This is a genomic window from Desulfosporosinus sp. Sb-LF (assembly GCF_004766055.1).
GTDB lineage: Bacteria > Bacillota > Desulfitobacteriia > Desulfitobacteriales > Desulfitobacteriaceae > Desulfosporosinus.
In genome coordinates, this window is record NZ_SPQR01000020.1 from 24,168 (window position 1) to 41,990 (window position 17,823).

Annotated in this window: 16 protein-coding genes; 10 read left to right on the forward strand and 6 right to left on the reverse strand. The window is 36.7% G+C overall.

Annotated features, from left to right (window positions below; all coding sequences use genetic code 11):
• The first annotated feature begins 51 nt into the window (after positions 1-51).
• Complete coding sequence (locus E4K68_RS18975; protein ID WP_135380482.1) at positions 52-342, forward strand: nucleotidyltransferase family protein; 291 nt, start codon at positions 52-54, stop codon at positions 340-342.
• A complete protein-coding gene (locus tag E4K68_RS18980; protein WP_135380483.1) occupies positions 339-665 on the forward strand; it encodes a DUF86 domain-containing protein in 327 nt (108 codons plus the stop codon). Before E4K68_RS18975 ends, E4K68_RS18980 begins: the two co-directional genes overlap by 4 nt.
• A 217-nt stretch (positions 666-882) precedes the next feature.
• Here E4K68_RS18980 and E4K68_RS18985 read toward each other — a convergent pair whose 3' ends face one another.
• Both E4K68_RS18985 and E4K68_RS18990 read right to left on the reverse strand, forming a co-directional pair.
• Positions 883-1,311: a response regulator gene (locus tag E4K68_RS18985; protein WP_199241834.1), complete on the reverse strand. Its 429-nt coding sequence runs from the start codon at positions 1,309-1,311 to the stop codon at positions 883-885.
• A gap of 698 nt (positions 1,312-2,009) precedes the next feature.
• Positions 2,010-2,396: a DoxX family protein gene (locus E4K68_RS18990; RefSeq protein WP_135380485.1), complete on the reverse strand. Its 387-nt coding sequence runs from the start codon at positions 2,394-2,396 to the stop codon at positions 2,010-2,012.
• 179 nt (positions 2,397-2,575) lie between these two features.
• On the opposite strand from E4K68_RS18990, the gene E4K68_RS18995 reads away from it, so the two are divergent.
• The 3 genes from E4K68_RS18995 (at position 2,576) to E4K68_RS19005 (ending at position 6,492) form a co-directional block, all read left to right on the forward strand.
• Positions 2,576-2,911: a helix-turn-helix domain-containing protein gene (locus E4K68_RS18995; protein WP_135380486.1), complete on the forward strand. Its 336-nt coding sequence runs from the start codon at positions 2,576-2,578 to the stop codon at positions 2,909-2,911.
• A gap of 378 nt (positions 2,912-3,289) precedes the next feature.
• Positions 3,290-4,375 carry a cell wall-binding repeat-containing protein gene (locus E4K68_RS19000; protein WP_135380487.1) on the forward strand — a complete coding sequence of 362 codons (1,086 nt, stop codon included), beginning with the start codon at positions 3,290-3,292 and terminating at the stop codon, positions 4,373-4,375.
• 299 nt (positions 4,376-4,674) lie between these two features.
• Positions 4,675-6,492 (forward strand): hypothetical protein, encoded by a 1,818-nt coding sequence (locus E4K68_RS19005; protein ID WP_135380488.1) that lies wholly within the window; start codon positions 4,675-4,677, stop codon positions 6,490-6,492.
• Between the two features lie 1,943 nt (positions 6,493-8,435).
• On the opposite strand, the gene E4K68_RS19010 is transcribed toward E4K68_RS19005, so the two are convergent.
• Positions 8,436-8,891, reverse strand: a complete 456-nt coding sequence (locus E4K68_RS19010) for a hypothetical protein (protein WP_135380489.1) — start codon at positions 8,889-8,891, stop codon at positions 8,436-8,438.
• Between the two features lie 116 nt (positions 8,892-9,007).
• Positions 9,008-9,676: a Crp/Fnr family transcriptional regulator gene (locus E4K68_RS19015; protein WP_135380490.1), complete on the reverse strand. Its 669-nt coding sequence runs from the start codon at positions 9,674-9,676 to the stop codon at positions 9,008-9,010.
• A 1,768-nt stretch (positions 9,677-11,444) separates the two neighbouring features.
• Between E4K68_RS19015 and E4K68_RS19020 the strand changes: the two genes are divergently transcribed.
• Both E4K68_RS19020 and E4K68_RS19025 read left to right on the forward strand, forming a co-directional pair.
• Complete coding sequence (locus tag E4K68_RS19020) at positions 11,445-12,449, forward strand: site-specific integrase (protein ID WP_135380491.1); 1,005 nt, start codon at positions 11,445-11,447, stop codon at positions 12,447-12,449.
• Between the two features lie 20 nt (positions 12,450-12,469).
• Positions 12,470-13,147, forward strand: a complete 678-nt coding sequence (locus tag E4K68_RS19025) for a hypothetical protein (protein ID WP_135380492.1) — start codon at positions 12,470-12,472, stop codon at positions 13,145-13,147.
• A gap of 313 nt (positions 13,148-13,460) precedes the next feature.
• Here E4K68_RS19025 and E4K68_RS20515 read toward each other — a convergent pair whose 3' ends face one another.
• Together E4K68_RS20515 and E4K68_RS19030 are read right to left on the reverse strand one after the other, a co-directional pair.
• Positions 13,461-13,628, reverse strand: a complete 168-nt coding sequence (locus tag E4K68_RS20515) for a hypothetical protein (protein WP_158291474.1) — start codon at positions 13,626-13,628, stop codon at positions 13,461-13,463.
• Between the two features lie 170 nt (positions 13,629-13,798).
• Positions 13,799-15,145 (reverse strand): primase C-terminal domain-containing protein, encoded by a 1,347-nt coding sequence (locus tag E4K68_RS19030; protein WP_135380493.1) that lies wholly within the window; start codon positions 15,143-15,145, stop codon positions 13,799-13,801.
• A 659-nt stretch (positions 15,146-15,804) separates the two neighbouring features.
• On the opposite strand from E4K68_RS19030, the gene E4K68_RS19035 reads away from it, so the two are divergent.
• From E4K68_RS19035 to E4K68_RS19045, 3 genes are read left to right on the forward strand one after another with little or no spacing between them, the layout of a single operon-like run.
• A complete protein-coding gene (locus E4K68_RS19035; RefSeq protein WP_243450453.1) occupies positions 15,805-16,035 on the forward strand; it encodes a helix-turn-helix domain-containing protein in 231 nt (76 codons plus the stop codon).
• Positions 16,023-16,901, forward strand: coding sequence for a ParA family protein (locus E4K68_RS19040; protein ID WP_135380495.1), 879 nt, complete (start codon positions 16,023-16,025; stop codon positions 16,899-16,901). Before E4K68_RS19035 ends, E4K68_RS19040 begins: the two co-directional genes overlap by 13 nt.
• Positions 16,874-17,497, forward strand: coding sequence for a hypothetical protein (locus tag E4K68_RS19045; protein WP_135380497.1), 624 nt, complete (start codon positions 16,874-16,876; stop codon positions 17,495-17,497). The genes E4K68_RS19040 and E4K68_RS19045 overlap by 28 nt, the downstream gene beginning before the upstream one ends.
• The last annotated feature ends 326 nt before the right edge of the window (positions 17,498-17,823 follow it).

Genomic DNA, 17,823 nt, shown 5'->3' on the forward strand with positions numbered 1-17,823 from the left:
CAGGTTCACTATAATGGGAAAATACGGTATAATATTTCTGAGGTGATTTTAGTGCCAGCTATTAACGATATCCTTGGTAAGCGTGATCAGATTGTCAGTATGGCGTCTCAGTACAAAATTTTTAATGTTAAACTATTTGGCTCTGTACTCAGAGAAGAGGAGAACGAGAAAAGCGACATAGATTTTTTGGTTGAGTGTGGAGATGATTGTTCTCTTTTTGACCTTATCTCATTGAAATATGATTTAGAAGAGATTTTAGGCAGAAAGATTGATGTGGTCACTCCTGATTCTGTACATTGGACATTAAGGGACAAGATACTACAGGAGGCTAGACCCATATGAAAGATGACAAGGTGTTTCTTCAGAACATTCTAGAGTGCATCGTTAAGATTGAAACATATACCAGCTCCGGTAGAGAAGAATTCATGAGGTCAGACCTCATCCAGGATGCGGTTATTAGAAATCTTGAAATTGTCGGAGAAGCTACAAAAAGAGTATCACAAGGAATCAAAGAACAACACCAGGAGATTCCATGGAGACAAATGGCAGGACTACGCGATGTGTTAATACATGACTACATGGGGATTAGCCTAAAGATTGTTTGGAATGTGGTGCAGAACGAGTTGCCTCAACTTAAAATTAAAATAATAGAATTATTGGATTAAGCACTGGACTTTTTGGTTCAGTGCTTGTTTGTATTTGGGGCTTGGGCCCGTCTCGTAATTAATGGAAGAGCTATTGAAAAAATGCTGAATTATAGTTAACTAAATTTGACCAAAATGAGAAATGGACTTTAAGTTACTTGTTATAGTGTTACTTATCGGACTCATCTTATCTATAAATCATATATAAAGGTTCTTACACAAAATTATTTGGGCGTATTCAGCCCGAACTTAATCTCGTAACTTGGATATCAATTACCTTCATCTCATCAATTTCTGAACTATTTGATATCTCTCCCACTCGTTCTCTCAGCTCAAACAAATCAAAGGGCTTATCCATATAATAGAGAATCCCGAGGTCCTTTGAATATTCCATATTCTGAGGATTATCCCCATAGGCTGTCATCATAATCACAGCCACTTGACGGTCTAAGGTGCGAATTTGTTTTAATGTTTCTATGCCGTTCATTCCAGGCATTTTCATGTCCATCAATATGAGATCTGGCTCAAAGGCAATAAACAACTTAAGTGCTTCCGTTCCATTCGCTGCCATTTCAACTTCATGTTGATCCTCCCGAAAAATTTCAAAGAGAAGGCGTCGCACACCCAATTGGTCATCTACTACAAGAATTTTACCCACTTCGTACATCTCTTTCCCTTATATATTTAATATTTAGAATATTCTATATATAAGGGAAAAATCCTTCTCGCGTGTAAGCTATTCACCTTTAAATAGCTTACAAATACTCTATTTATCTAGTGATAGAATGCCTGGTGCTATTATCATAATCTCAGTTATAGGACCTAAGGAAATGGGTAAGCCCTAGAAGGCACTTCTAAGGCTTTTAAAGTTAGTCTGATGTATGAAGACTCACTCTATCGGATTAGCCGAGCTACGACCTAAATAATGAGTTTAGAATCTATTTTCACTTCAAACCTTAAGGGGTACATACTAGGAAAAATCCGGGCGAAAATTGGCCAACTTTACATAGTGCGGGTTATGGGACCCAAGAAGCAAAATAAAGGGAAATTACTTGTTGCTAGGCGAATAACTTGTTAATGCACATTTGTAGAAAAATGCGAACTTGTATGAGAGGGTGAATATGAGTATACCTGACGAACTTTCACTCCTATTGTATTTGAGTGCGAACCAAAACTATTAGCATACTATATCCGATTCGCTTAAAAGCACGGTCCCCAAAAATAAAGGGGAACCGTGCTTTTGCGGTTTTGAACCTTTGACTACACAATGGCGTATCAGCTATCGCTATAAAAATTCCGTTTCCTGTCGGCGTAGTCTTAAAATCAAATTCTTAAATTTCCGGATTATTTTTTTACATTATAAGATTAGAAAAGAACATATGCTCCAGGACCAGTTAAAAAGATTCCGATAGCCACTGCAATGATTGCCAAGTTATATTCATAACCATTAGCTGTAATCGAGAAGCCATTTTTGCCTGTAACTGTAATGATAGCCATAATCATAGGTCCAACGATGAGAATTGCAGCAATTGGAAGTAAGATACCCGCTGCCAAGAATAGGCCTCCAAGTAATTCGCCGAGTCCAGCGAGATAAGCCATAGGTACTCCGGGTTTTATCCCAATAGATTCAAAGAAAGCCGCATTTCCTTTAATCCCGTGTCCACCAAACCAACCAAAGAGTTTCTCCGTACCGTGACGAGCAAAAGATAGACCAAAGACAAGACGAATGAGCAACAAACCAGCATTCAACATTGAAAAACATCTCCTTAATAATAAGTTCTTTTGGTAACTATAACTTAATTAGTAAATAGTCTACTTAAACTATATTAATTACTTTATGTAACTATAATACTATATGTAACATACTTTCGTCAAGTAGATTGATATGTTAAGATATAAAATATCGGAAACAGGAAGAAGGGGGCTGAAGAATGGAAGATTTCCATTTGTGTCCAAAATTCGAAGCTGCAAACGAAATCATTGGCAAACGATGGACAGGTCTCATTGTTCGGATCTTGCTAACGGGACCAAAGCGGTTTAAAGAAATGACTGAAATGATACCGAATGTAAGTAGTAAGGTATTAACAGAACGTTTGAAAGAACTCGAATCGGTCGGTATTGTTACTCGTGATGTCTATCCTGATATGCCTGTACGGATTGAATACTGTTTATCGGAAAAGGGTAAGGAGCTACTACCCGTCGTTGACGAGCTACAGAAATGGGCAGATAAGTGGTTAAGTATTAAGCAAATAGGAAAAGACGAGTAAGGGGCTGTTACACAATGAACAGAAATGTTCATTGTGTAACAGCCCTATTCTACAATTCTATTTTGCTGCTACATGCATATTCGTTTTTTATTATGACCTCAGGAATATTCTTCGATTTTAATCAAATATATGTATAACAGCTTGTGGCCGTTACTACGCATTCTTCTCAAAATGTGTAGTAAGCTCCCCTTGTTCCAATCGGTACTGACCAGGGTTTTTTGAGGTAAAATTCGGGCGAAAATGGGGAATTAGGTTTTGGCCAACTTTACATAGTGTGGATTATCGGACTCAATCAGTAAAATAAAGGAGAATTATCCAGTTGTGGAGAATTTATGCTCCAATGTGCCAGTAATAAAAAATTGGAGGGGAACAACTAAAATGAAATTTCAAAAGGTCAAAATTCTATTTATTTCAATCATAGTATTATTATCAACAGTCTTACCCGCAACTACAGCCAATGCTCTTTTGGAGCAGTACACAACCAAGAGAATAGGTGGGCAGACAAGATTTGACACCGCCATTGAAGTATCAAAAGAATTTGTAGCTAAGGCTAAAAAACCAGTAGATTCAGTTATTTTATGTACTGCTTATGGCTATGCTGATAGCGTTTCGGTTACTCCGTTTGCAGTATATGTAAATGCACCTATTCTATTAACTGATAAAGAATTTCTGACTCCATCAACACAGGCAAGAATTATTGAAATGAACACAAAAAAAGTTTATGTAATCGGTGGTACTGGAGTAATATCAGATAATGTATTGTCTACGTTAAGTGGTATGGGTATATCTGTTGAAAGAATTGCAGGAGTTAATAGATTTGATACAAATCGACTAATATTAGCAAAAATACCACAAGACTTATGGGGTGCTAATCCAAAATTCATTGATGGTTATGATGTTTTTGTTGGATTAACTGTAACAGTTGATACTATTGAACAAGATAATACGAATAAGATAAATCCAATAATCTTAACTGATGAAAATGGTGATGAAAATGATCCTTATTCAACAAGATCACAATATTATAAGAATATCGTGACTACACTATACAATATATATGGCTATAAGTTTCATCCATTTTGTATGAGTAGCTATGGTCTTTCTACGAACGATAAAGCTATTGAAACATATGGTTTAAGTTTCAGTGATAAATTATCAGAATCAAAACTTAATGGTGATTCTGCTTCTGCAACAAATAACTCTCTATTTGCAAGTAAGTTTGTTTCACATCCATATGCTACTAATAGTGTTCTGATAACTACTGGGCTTAATTATATCGATGCTATAAGTACTGGTCCATTAGCGGCAATCACTTATAGCCCAATAGTTTATAAATTACCAAGTAATAATTATTATTATACATTTTCTAGTGCTTATAAAGCATGTTACAATGATGTGCAAACTGTTTATTACATTGGTGGATCGGTTGTTGTTCCAGATGGTTCTGAAAGCATCTTGAAATGAAAAAATCTTAAATGAATAATGATAATTTAGTTTAGTGATGATTTTATAATCCCCACCTTATTTTGTTTGGTGGGGATTATTTTGTTCAAAGGTTTAGAATTAGCCAATTGTCATAACCTTAGTTATAGGACTCAGGAGGATATTCGTGGTAATATGACGAAGAAATGTAGAATAAAAGTATATGAACCTAATCGGAAATACTTCTGGATTGGGAAGTATAAAGGCTAGTTATTCGAGGACTTAGTTAAATGTTAGTGTTGACTAAATATAAAATTAACTAGAAAGGTGAGTTTGTTGATATGTCCCATAGAACTATTTGGAACTCTTTTGTTATTGCATTATTATTTTTATTAGTCTCTGCCACCAATGTTTTTGCTTCGCCACTAGTCCCGGGTTGGCCAGAGCCTCCAGTTAACTCTACTGAAATTATTGGAGATCGATTAGAAATGACTAGCCCAACTACAGGCACCTTCCACTACAAATTATTTGATAAAAAAGGCAAAGACATAACTTCTGAGTTTCCTGTTGCTGATCTGTTTGTTGACGCGAGAATTTCAAAAAATGGTTGGGAAAATGGAGGAGGCGGAAGAGCCGTTGCAAGCTTGGATCCAAAAACCGGGACCTGTACATTGACCTATGATTTTTCTGAATCGGACAAATACATTGTAGTTGGCATAACGCCTAGATATAGCAGTGGGGATAGTAAAACTTTTGTTATCGGCAATTCCGATGCAGAAGATCTTAAAATGGTTGATGAAATTCATTTTCTAACGGATTCTTTGACTAAGACCGGATCTAATTCTGCCACTTTCAAATACAGTCTCATCAATTTTCTTGATGATATAACGCCAAAAGTCCCGGCCTCTGAGATCGAAGCATTTTCTACTCAAGGTTCAAATGTAACACTAGATCCTGCTACTGGGACTGGTACTCTTACTTTTAATACTTTAAATACCGATCAACTTACCCAGATCATACTTAGAAATAAAGCCACAGGGGTTACTGCCGTGTTGAGCACCTTGGGATTAGACCCAGTTTCTGAGCCACTTGAAAGCACGACACCTTCAGCAATATCCAGTATTAATTTTGCTTCATCTGACTTAGTGAAAACAGGAGAAAACACAGCAACTTTCCATTACAAAATATTGGATCACTTTTATTCTGATATTACTAATGCAATCCCCGCCACAGACCTAGAGGCAACGGCCTCTATTGGTTCCGTCAAGGCTGACATAAGTTTAGACCCGGCAACTGGCACTGGTACTATCACTAATGACTTTTTAGATAGTAATCAACAAATCCTCGTCAGCTTGATGCACAAAAAAGGAATCGGGATCTCAGCGTCCTTAAACCTAGTAAGTCCTGAGTCAAGCACTATTGCTGACAGCGACAAAGAAGATCTGACGATCGCGCAAATATCCTTTTTGCCCACCGATAAAATAGGGTTTAATAACAATGTACAACTGCAATATCAAATATTAAATAAAGAAGGTAAAGATATTACAAGGAAGATCCCAGCTTCTGAATTATTCGCAAGCTCATCCGTTAATTCAATGGTCACTTTAAAACCGGCCGATCGAGCGCTTAGCCTGTTCTATAATGTATATGCCGCAGATAAAACTATTGTTGTTTCTTTAGAGGATAAAGCAACTGGAGTTAAGGCAGCAGTAAATATAGGAAATATGCCCCCAGATCCTGAATTAGTTGCAGAAACAGATTCAAATACTTCCGATAACACAATTGTAACGTTTAAAGATCCGGTTTTAGAAAAAGCAATCCGAACGCTTATCTATAAGCCAACAGCAGATATTTATAAAAGCGAGGTGAGTAAAATTCTAGATTTTTCCATTGATAAAGGTTGTACAGATTTGTCTGGAATCGAGAATTTAACAGGCCTTGTTTCACTTGAAATTAATTCTGATCGAATAAAAGACCTATCATCCTTAAAGAAAATACCAAAGTTAATGGACCTGGAGTATGGAGGCTCATTAAATGATCTAAAATCTTTAGAAGAACTGACAAATTTAAGACTACTGGATCTAAAGAATACTAAAATAAGTTCTGAAGATTTATCTTCGTTACAGAAAGCTTTACCGGATTGTTATATCATGCATTAAAAAAGCACCAAATTAAAGTGTACTAAACACGTCAGTAACACGGAGATTTTACGAGTTCAACAAACAATAGCACCAGCGTCCTTTGATGCTGGTGCTATTGTCATAACGTTCTTTATAGGACTCAAAGGGAATTCACCATTAAAGACCGCCAAGGACTGTGTCCCGTTGCCTCTTTTGCAAGAGACATGCTACGCATAATAATAATTCTAGGTCTATGGTTAAACCTTTTTCTTGGGCAATTTTAAGAATGAAAGAAAATGAAAAAAGTTAAGACTTAGAAGGCGCTTCTAAGCTTTTAAAGCTTGTTCGAGATATCGAGATATTGAGATACCCACTCTATCGGATTAGACGAGCTACGACCTGAATAATAGGCTTAGAATCTATATTTATCTTATATTAGATCTGACTATCCAAAACATGCACTAACCCTGTTATTGCCAAAAATGCTTTCCGAGAATATTTCGAACCTTGCGCTTGTGTTCTTGCAAAAATGGATCTTCCTCTGGATTATATCGAGCCCTTTCAACCTCTTGCCTAATAATAGACTGAAATCTTTCTGTAAAAATGCTTTGTCGTCCAATTGAACTACTGTCGGATCTGAATCCGGTTTTATTGAAGTGAATTGTCAGTATAACCACCCCCAGCGAATAAATCGTTGTTACTCCATTCTACGATAATAGAATAAATTTAACGATAGGTAGCAAAAAAAATCTCTAGAATCCCAGATGGACGGATTAAGAGGTTAATCCACAGGGGGTCGAAATTTAACCCCCTGAAATATATACAAGTGTAAAACTACACTAAGATCATTGAGGGCCGATAATGGACACTATGACATAAGGCTGAAAGAGACGCAATACTTTTCTAAGTATGATAGCCGTTGTTTCTTGTTTCCTTGGTTTAGACGTTTTCTTTTTGTCCGGATAACAATAAATGGACAAAGCTAAGGTCAAATCTTGACCCCCTGTGAATAATAAAACGATATTAAGCCCTAATCTTGTGTTCTTTGAATTCGGATGTAAACTTCTTTTTTGGTATCAAAGCTATCACATATTTACTAGTATAATATCATGATATGGTGTTACTGTTTTATCATATCATGGTTTATAAAAAACCCTCTCATAATGGGAATCGTAGCGATTATTCCTCATTAAACAATCTCTCATATAAATGTTATGGAATACAACTGAACAAAAATGTAATCCTGAAACGAAGCACCTAATATTGTAATTTTGAAAGCGCCACATAAATATTTTTACATCATGTGCTTTCTAACGTTCTCGAAAAAATTGGTCTCTGAAAAATAACCCTTTTTGATTAAAAAGTATGATTCTTAGTTAATTGAGAATGCCGCAGTGAGGTGAGTAAAATAGCAAGAGAAATAGTTCTCGGTATAATTAACGGACTTATTCTTTCGACATGCTAGCATATACCCCAGCTATTCCCGTACATATAGAATATATTCTTCAACTAGAAATAAACTACCTTTATTTTACTTCTTGATTACGTAAAGCACCCTCACGAAATAAACAACAAATGGCTGGGTAGATCCGAGATACTTATTTAACTGGGAACGATTTAATTGCTTTATGGGTAATAATGTCCTTAATCTATTCGTTAGTAATGATACTGGTTTTTTATTGATATTGGGGCTTATGATTATAAAGAAGTCGCTGCGAAACAGGTAATGATAATGTGGTTATGACCCAGATCGATAATATGTCATAAACTAAATGAGATAAATGTTATGACACATTGAAACAAGACTTAAATTACTATAACAATCTAAGAAACCCGCATGGGATAAGACCTTGCGGGTTTCTTAGATTTACCGAATGTGACACAGGGGGTCTTTGTCACATTGACAGCATATAAGGCATAAGGAATGGTTGGCGGCTTACCCCTGGACAACGTTCTTGAAGTTAGATCCCTTGGGTGACTTTCTATTGCAAATCTATTTTAACTAAAGCATTACCCGCCGTAGTATAAACAATTGCGCCATTTTTAGATGCTGCCTCATAAAATTTGGCTACATATAATCCAGTAAAAGACCCTCTTGCTATTAAAATAGCGCTTACTCCTTCCCCTTGCCAATTAAGATTTGAAGCTGCCATTTTTGTTCCAAGTCCACTTGTTATTGTTGCTTGCAAGCCAAAATATTTAGCTAAATTTAAACATTGCTCTGAATTATAATAAGTGTAGGTGCCCGCTTTGAATCCATACATATTTTTATAAGCATAAGGACCATCGCTTCGCCCTCTTGCTGTTGCTTTTAGAGTAGTTGCCTTAGTTGCTTTCGAAGTAGCAGCCTGAGCTACAATGGGATTCATTAGGAGGCCTATGCTGAAACAGCTGATCAGTATAACACTCAATACTTTCTTTGTTAACATTTTGATCATTTTAATTTTCCCCCTCAAATTGTTTTATCTTGATTAAGTTATACCATGTTAGAACCTCCCAATTCTGTATTGAGCAACACAAAAAAAGAGATCCTCAATATCTTTGAGAACCACCCTCATAGAATCTCTTTTTTTAGTTTGTTTAGATCTAGTATTCGGATCTGCTTTTGAACAATCTCTATTATCTTTAAGTCCTGTAGTTCATTTAAGGTCTTTGTAACATTTTCTCTTGTGATCCCAACTAAATTACTAAGCTCTTCGTGAGTAAGTTTCAAGGATATCTCAGTAGCATCCTTTTGTTTTTTGCCATAGATTTTTGTCATTTGTATAAGGTTATTTATTACCTTACTACGTGCATTTAGAAACATTAAATCCTGTATTTGCCTATTAGTATCAGCCAACCTTTGGGAAAGAATCGATATCAATTCAATACTCAACTGAGGAATATCATACAGTAGTATCAGAAAATCACTCTTTTTAATTGCAATAACAGTACTTTTCTCCAAAGCTACAGCAGTTGCTGTCCTAAACTCATTTTGAAATAAAGTCATTTCTCCTAAAATATTACCAGTCTTAAGTATGGCAAGTGTTTTTTCTCGTCCATCCTTATGGAGTTTAACTATTTTGATATGGCCGGATAAAATGAAATAAACACCATCGGTTGGTTGACCTTCTTCAAACAAGAAACTTTTTTTAGGGTAAGTACGCTGAATTGCTTTCTCCTGAATTTTAACGACCTGTTCTTTTGATAAATTTTCAAAAATAGGTATTACTGAAATATCCAAACTCTTTTGCACCTCATCACTTACGGTAATTACATTTTGTTTATGTTCAACAATCCCGCTTTAGACGCAATTATGTGCAGGTAGAGGAAGGTATCTATTTCAGTAGACTTATCAACTAGTAGATTAGTTAACTAATTGACGGGTAGATCGGTAGACTTATCGACTAGTTAATAGGTTAACTCATCGAAACCATCCCGACTTCAACTTGTCATAGTGTGAGTTATAGGACCCAAGGAAAAGAGGTTAGGCCTTAGAATTAGCTTCTAAGGCCTTTAAAACTTATTCGAGGTATAAAAACTATCAACTCTATCGGATTAATCAAGCTACAACCTAAAACTTTTCCGTTATATTTGACTTTAACCCAACCTTAGTTGTAACTGTCTCCGATCTTTAGTACGATGGTACTTTCTCTAGTAAGAGTGAATGCTCTGGAAATCAAAACAAACGTCAATAAGGCACTCTTTTTATAGAACTACCTATGCCAATATGTTATTAAAAAGGCGGATTAATATGATTATGATGTCCCTTGAAAGTTATAAACTACAAATCAACAACATGATATGGCCAAACGAGACTTTAAATATTCTTGCGCGCATTCAGGAGTATAAAGGTATGCAAAGCATATTTAAAAGACAGTTTCCTAAACTTAAAAGGGACTGAGCTATAACCCAGTCCCTTTTCGTACATTTCTAAATCAATTTGAAATTAGATTCCTTAGGTGAAGTTTAACTTTTCTACTGCAATTCTAGGGGAACCCCTAACAAGAGAATATGGACGCACACTTAAACAAAAGTGGAATGTGGCACTAACGCAATTTCATCAGCTTCTAAGTTTCTTTTTTATATTGCTTTCGGTACTTCTATAGGTTAATATTAATTATATAATTACCTCGTTTTTTTTTGGCTTTGCCATCACTGATTCTTTATGATAAGGATTGGTGAATTAATTTCTTTCGCTCTGCTGATAGAGGGAAAGGTTACTTTTATTAGGAATCTTGGGTAGATTAGATTACCTAGGAGAAGCATGCCCGAAAGGGTTATATTTTAAATTTGGTAAAGACTGAGTAAAAAAGGAAGAGTGCAAACTCTGTGTTTTTAGCTAAACGCAGTTTTTTTGTGCTCTTTTTTAGGTTTACGTTCTTTTCTTAACAGAAGATAAACGTCTTAAATAAGCACTTTTGCTTACTCAAAGGTTTGGCGAACAAGTGAAGTTCGTACTTTCTTCTTCCTTAAGTGAGCGATCTGCTCACAATATCCTCCCCTGAGCTATCTGCTCTAATTGGGGTCAATATAATTTTCCATCTGATTCGAACGATCCGTTTGATTCCTCCCTGGCGATCTCGCCTTTGAACGGGAACAAAAACATTTATTTTTTTATCTCAAGGCATCCGTTTTTACAAGTTTCTGCCTGGCGTTATGTCGCTAAAAGTGAAACTCGCTGTCTCGCCAATCGCCATTGCTGATGGCTTTCGGCACCCTTTTCAAAGGGCATAGGCAGTCCGTTGTGGAGAAATCCACACCTTCTTTTTGGAAGGAATACGGAATGGTGCTCACCGATTTCAGGATACTTTTCTTCTTTCTTTCGTATTAACCAAAATAGAGACGGGGACGACGGAAGTTAATACAAAAAAACCTCTACGCTTTGCCAGAAGCGACTTTAAGGGAACACCTGCAGCACGTGCATAATTAGAAAATCCAAGAAACGCACGTAAAGAAGGTAACGGCCCTAGCTTTGCCTTACAATTTTTTAAAATGGAGTTGATAAAAAAATGAGTGATAAAACTATGAACCTTAAATTAAATCTTATATGTCAGGTCAACAAGCTAATGAACCGCACTAATTCCCACTCAATAGAAACACGACATCGATACGAAGATGCAACAGAACGTTTTTGTGGTTTCATTGCTGAAGAATTTCGTCTCCAAAAGTTCAAAAATGTTAAACCAAAACACTTTGAGTCATACGTAGCAAAAATGGTTACAGATGGCTATTCAGGAAAAACAATTACCACAGATTTATCTGGGATTCGATTTTTCCATGAATTGAGTGAATCACGCTTTATACTTCCTACAAATTCCGAACTGAAGAAATCAGGAGTTAATATCCCTCCGGTAGAAGTTGGCATAGTGGATCGCGCCTGGACAGATATAGAAATCGAAAAAGCTAAAGCTATTTCATCCGCAATGGGTCGACTAGATGTAACGGCCGGTATCGATTTGTCACGTAATTTTGGACTTAGAATCAATGAATTATCTTCTCTAAGAGTTTCACAATTAAAAAATGCCCTCATTAGTGATGAGCTCATTGTCAAAGGAAAAGGCGGCGTTGTGCGTATTATTTTAGTTCGAACTGCTCACCAAGTTAAAAGCCTCAATGCTGCAATAAATTATGCCATAGGATCCGGACGGGATAGATATAGTGACAGAGTACTAGCGAGCTCTGAAAAAGGTGGAGTTCGCCACAAGAAAGAAAGCCTTCAGAACTGGATTTCTAATCATCGAAAAAAGTTTGAAGAGGACTTTCGACAGAAGTATTCTGCAAACTATGAGAGTCAAAAAGCATACTGTGAAAGCCAAGGTTTCAAGCTAAACTGTGAAAACATCAGTTGGCATGGCCTCAGACACGCATATGCTCAGGAACGATACGAAGAACTATGCGCTGAATGTTTAAGCAAAGGCCTAAGTCACGAAAATGCAGCGTATCAGGCTAGAAAAGAGGTTTCCCATGAACTAGGCCATTACCGTGATTCAATTACAAACGTTTATTTGAGATAAACTATTGAGGATGTGAAGCAATGAAAAACGAACAAACAATACCCTGGTACGAGGTAGACACACTAGTCCTTGAAGAACTCAACCAGCTCCAAGTTAAACACATCGGAAGAATACTGGAAATTATTGGCCGTTATATGCTCCTTAGTACAGAAATGTTGTTCGAGCTATATATACAAGACTATAAAGAAAAACTAGGTCTGTCCTTTTTGAAAAAAGCTGTTCGTGAAAAATTGGTTATTGAATATAAATATGATTTGGGTCAATCTAGTGAACAGGATGTTTATTTTTATGCACTAAAAACTAGTGCTTACCATGTCTTGGATCGCGCAGCTCTACCTTATATAAAAATTCCATATCTTTCTGCATATGAAGAGAAAAAACGCATAATCACAGCTAATCAATACTTTCTTAATCGGGGTTATGTTCCAGATTTAAAATTTCCAATTCCTTTGTCTAGGACTTTAAAATTCTTTTATGCTCTTAATCCCAAAGCAGAAAGACAAAAAATAGTAGGATATTTTCCTTCTATAGTCTCTCAGTTTGCCATTGAGAGATTTTTTAGGAAGTTCGAGACTAAAGAAGGATCGCTCGATAATATTACTTTCGAAAAAATCACAAATAAATTAATCCCTTTTGGCCAATACACAAAAGCTACACATCCGAAAAATGCATGGATTAAATCAAATTTAGGTTCTTAACAGCCTGTCACTCTCGACGATCTGAAGTTCGAGATGTTATAACACTTTCCTACAAGAGCTAGAAATGCATTATAACAAGGCTTGTCTACTTGTTGGTAGAGTGACACCTAATTGTTAATTCTAACGCCTGAAATACCCCTTCCTGCCTATCTCTTGAAATATATCTTAGACTCTATAGGTACAGGCGTTGTAAATTTGGTCATTTACACTTTCAAGAATAATCTCCAAAGCTTTTTTCCGCGTATTTATAAATTATCAATCTCTGACGCAGTCTCTGGTATTGTCCTCGGTTTTCGACGTTCGAACTTCATTTTCAACACATCGAACCCCGTTTTCCGTATCGATCAGCAAGGGTCTGAACGATACGCATTGCATTCTCTCTGCTAATCAGAAGCCATAGTCTGAGGCTAGTTAGGCTCATGTCCATCATAGGGGTAAAGTCTAACACCTTAATCATCACAAACATGGAATTATCGCGCATAGATTAATCACTTAACTCGATTTACTGTAAAAGAACTTGTGTGTAGACTCTTGAAAAGTTTTTTTAATAAAGCTAAGCAAGCTTATAACGCAGTTACCTACGGGTCTGCCGTCATGTTGCTACGCAAAACTCCGCCAGACCCCAACTATCAGACAAAGAAGAAAGCAGTATCAAGAATCATTCGGGAAAAGCCTGTCCACCACAATAAAGAACGGGCGTTCCGCCAAGAGAGCCGCCACACCCTGTAAGGGTGATATGGCGGTATGCCCCTTTAGAAGACCCGTAAAAGATATACCCTCTGCACCGGCAGCAGCCTCTAAATAAGATTTCGTATTGATTGATTCTAAATATGCGAGAGAAAGACTATAGGATGATTGAGCATAGCGACCACGACCAGTATTGGCATCTAAAATACCCTCTTCCTTTAACTTAGTTAAAAGAAGCTTAAGTGTACGATAAGCCAAGCCTAGACGTGCAGCCCAGGCCTTCTGAGACCCTGTAACAACCCCGCAAGATAGAAGATCAGTAATAATATCTTCGCGAACCTCCGACAAATGATCCCGGATTCTACGATCACGTCTTTTCGGTAAGTGATAATAGCCCTTAATACGTGCAGAAAGTCCCGTAAGGGCTTCTATAGCATAAGGTGAAGCATGATGTTCTCCCTTTAAAACAGAACGGTATATCTTTTCAACTTGAAAATCCGGTAATGGAACTTCAAGGGCTTGGTTCCAATTAAATAGTTTTGTTTTGATTTCACTAGTGGGAATACCTGCATCCCATAAGCACAAACCAAGTCCATAACACCACTCATCACGATTTCCTTTAAAATCGTTTGATCTATTTGGACCAACGGCTAACGACTCCTGAATACGTTGCCCGCCAGGAGTGCTTAAAATCGTGCCAATATAAATAACCTTACGAAGATAATCTTCAGGCTTCTTAAGAGGTTTATTTGCCTCATACCACGTTTCAAGTTCCGCCCAAGACGTAGAACTGGAAAAATCTTGATAAACTATATTATTAATGTTAGGCCGCCGCACCCAACGTTCAGCACCAACGGCATGAGGATCGGCCCCAAGCACATTGGCCATCAATTTATGAATACGATAAATTCTATCTTGTAAAATCTCATTCTTACAACGCAAAGGTTCTGGAAACAGATTAAACGCCTGATAATGACCTTTCGTTGCAGTAGCAATAATAAGTTCAGGTAACGGTAAATTAGCCTTGTGATAAAGATCCAAAATATCCTCAACGGTTGTATCTTCAGGAGTATCAAAGTCGACCACGAAACCCAAGACATGACGGATATATCTTCTCTTTCTCCGACGGCCAAAGAAGGTGGCCAATGTTATGTAAGTATTATCTTTACTCAGCAGATCCGAAAGAGTCCAGGAAATTATAGCGTTGCTCTTTTCATCAGCAGTAAAAACAATACCAAGATCTTTATGTAAATTCCTAATTTCACATGTACTCGATTCTGGTAAAACAGCACCAAAAACTTCAGCTAACAAAACACTATCCCCTTCCAAGAAAAATTAAGGATTTAAACGCAGAACACGTTTAAACCCTTAAACCTCCAGAAAAAAATAGCTTAATAACAGGAAAGTAAGTCCTCTTAGACTTGTCAAAAATATATACCTGATGGTATAATCAGGACATACCTGAGAGATTACTCAGCTAATTTTCTCCGCAAGTCCGTTCAAAGCTTTTGCGGATGTTTTTTGAAAAAGGTCCTTTTGGCGAAGGGCTTTTTTCTTTTTTTATTTAATTTTATAATAAAATTTTTAAATCAAAAGCTTGGCTAATGCCAAGCTTTGTTTATGCCTCAATCCACTCCATGATATCTAATCATAGAGTTTTTTCAGGAAGAAACCTTGCATTAGATGCAGAGCCCAGCATGCTTACAGAGTAGCCGAGGCCTTTTTTTAATTATAAATAATAGATGAAAATAATGTAATATTAATTAGCAATATCCATTTTTACTATGTTAATGGATATTGCTCCTATAGACTACCATTGTTCTATTTCCTTCGTCAAATAATTGTTAGACCGTTATATGGTTAGACCGTATAACAATATAACACACTGCTATAATTCCATACATTCATTGTACAATATATTGTATATGTAGTAAATGAGATATATAATCTATTTTGAGGAGGTGTAGAAATTGGAGAAGAAGATGAGTCCTTTAGATCTTGAAGATGTTATGAAAATTAGCGAGATTGCTAAAAAGGTTAAGGTAAATAGCAATACTGTCACTCGTTGGTGTAATAAAGGTTATTTCCCCAATGCTTTTAGGGTGGGTAGTTCATGGCGCATTCCTCGGACTGATGTTGAAAATTATATCCTTCACATTACTGAAAAGGAAAAGAAGGAGGCAAAAGGATGGCCGGGTTAAACATATTTAGAAATAAGAAAGAACGTAATTCTTTTAAACTAAAACCAAAATGCCGAGTCATTGCTCCTCTTTCACAAAAAGGTGGTGCCACCAAATCTACTAGTTGTGTCAATATAGCTTCCGTTTTATGTGAGATGGGCTATAGAGTGTTAGTAATTGATTTAGATCAACAAGGTCATTCTACTATGGGTCTAGGTGGGGACAATCTAGAATTGGAATTTACAATGGCTAATGTCCTTGATTACGAAAAAGTCGTCGAGGACTTTGATCCAATACCTATTGGAAAAGCACTCGTCAAAACTATATTCGATTCTAAGGCAGGAGGTAGCCTTTGGCTTATTGGGGCTAATATTACATGTGAAGAGTTTAGCGCAGCACACTATAATAAGCCAAATAAAAAGTTACTTCTTAGTGAAGAATTGAACAAAATTAAAGATAAGTTTGACTTTATAATCATAGACTCTCCCCCTGGACTGGATTTCTGGAACTGGTCCGCAATATTCGCCCTTGACTACATAATCGTGCCTTTGGAACCTGGCCACGGAGAGATGCGAAGCTATAATGACTTTATGGAAACACTAGTACAGATTAAAGAAGTTAATCCTAAGCTAAAGCATCTCGGTACATTTTTAACTAAATCGAATCCTCAAACAAATATCTATAAAGATTTTAAACAGAACTTTAACACTAATACTCCAGGAATCTTATTTGGATCTGAAATACCCACGGACACAAAAATTAAAGAGTCTCTTGGATTTGGAATACCAGTACCCCTTTATGCGCCGAATTCCAGAAGTGCTAAGGCGTATCGGGCTCTTACGGAGGAGGTGTTGAGAAGGTGCCAATTGATAGAAGCAAACGGTTAAAGAATATGTTCGCGGCTCCTAAGTCAGCAAATTCTTCTTCCGGCGATCCAGTAGCAGCACAGTCAGAGGCTCCTCCAATGGAAGATGAAATAAAAGCCCATGCGATTCCCATCGATCTAATTGATGAGAAAACGGATGATATGTTTAAAGCTGAAGAACAGAATATCATTCAAACAATACCCGATTTGGATAATCCACTTGCTATTGAAAATGTGACTAAGCCCAAGGCCAAAGGCAAAGCTAAACCAAAGAATGACGTAATTAAAAAAGAAAAGGATGTTGAAGCATCTATATTCAAGGGGCCAAAAGTTTATATTGGATGTCGAGTATCAAATGAAATGAAAGATGCACTTGATGAAATGGCTAAGGATTTTGCGTACTTAGCCAGAAAAGAATATGGTCTTAAAATCAAAGATGATTCTTCCTCTATCCAACGTGCCTTTCTCATACTTGGAATGAGTTGTTTCACGGAAAAGGTTAGACATAAGACGCTTCAAGAATATGATAAAGAATCCCCAATGCAAGATGAAGTTTCACAACAACTTCTCGCATTAATGAGAATTCACAAGGTACAAATTGATGATATCGATTTCTAGAACCTCGAAATGAATTCGTTCAAGCTAACGGTAACCTATTGGTTCATTCCAACTGGGTCACAGCTTTGGTCATATTTTCTGTGGTCAAATGGTGAGATCGGGAAAGTAACTACCTTATCTTTTAACGATGGGGATATACATATCGGTGCGGGAGAGCATTTTCCTGTACCGATATATTTATTTGCTATCGTATTTTGAACACAGGCACAGATAGAGAATTCTAGATATTTATCTTGTTATACGGGATAACAGTTATCTCGTTAGATCGTATAACTGTTATCTCGTTAGATCGTATAACAGTTATCTCGTTAGATCGTATAACTGTT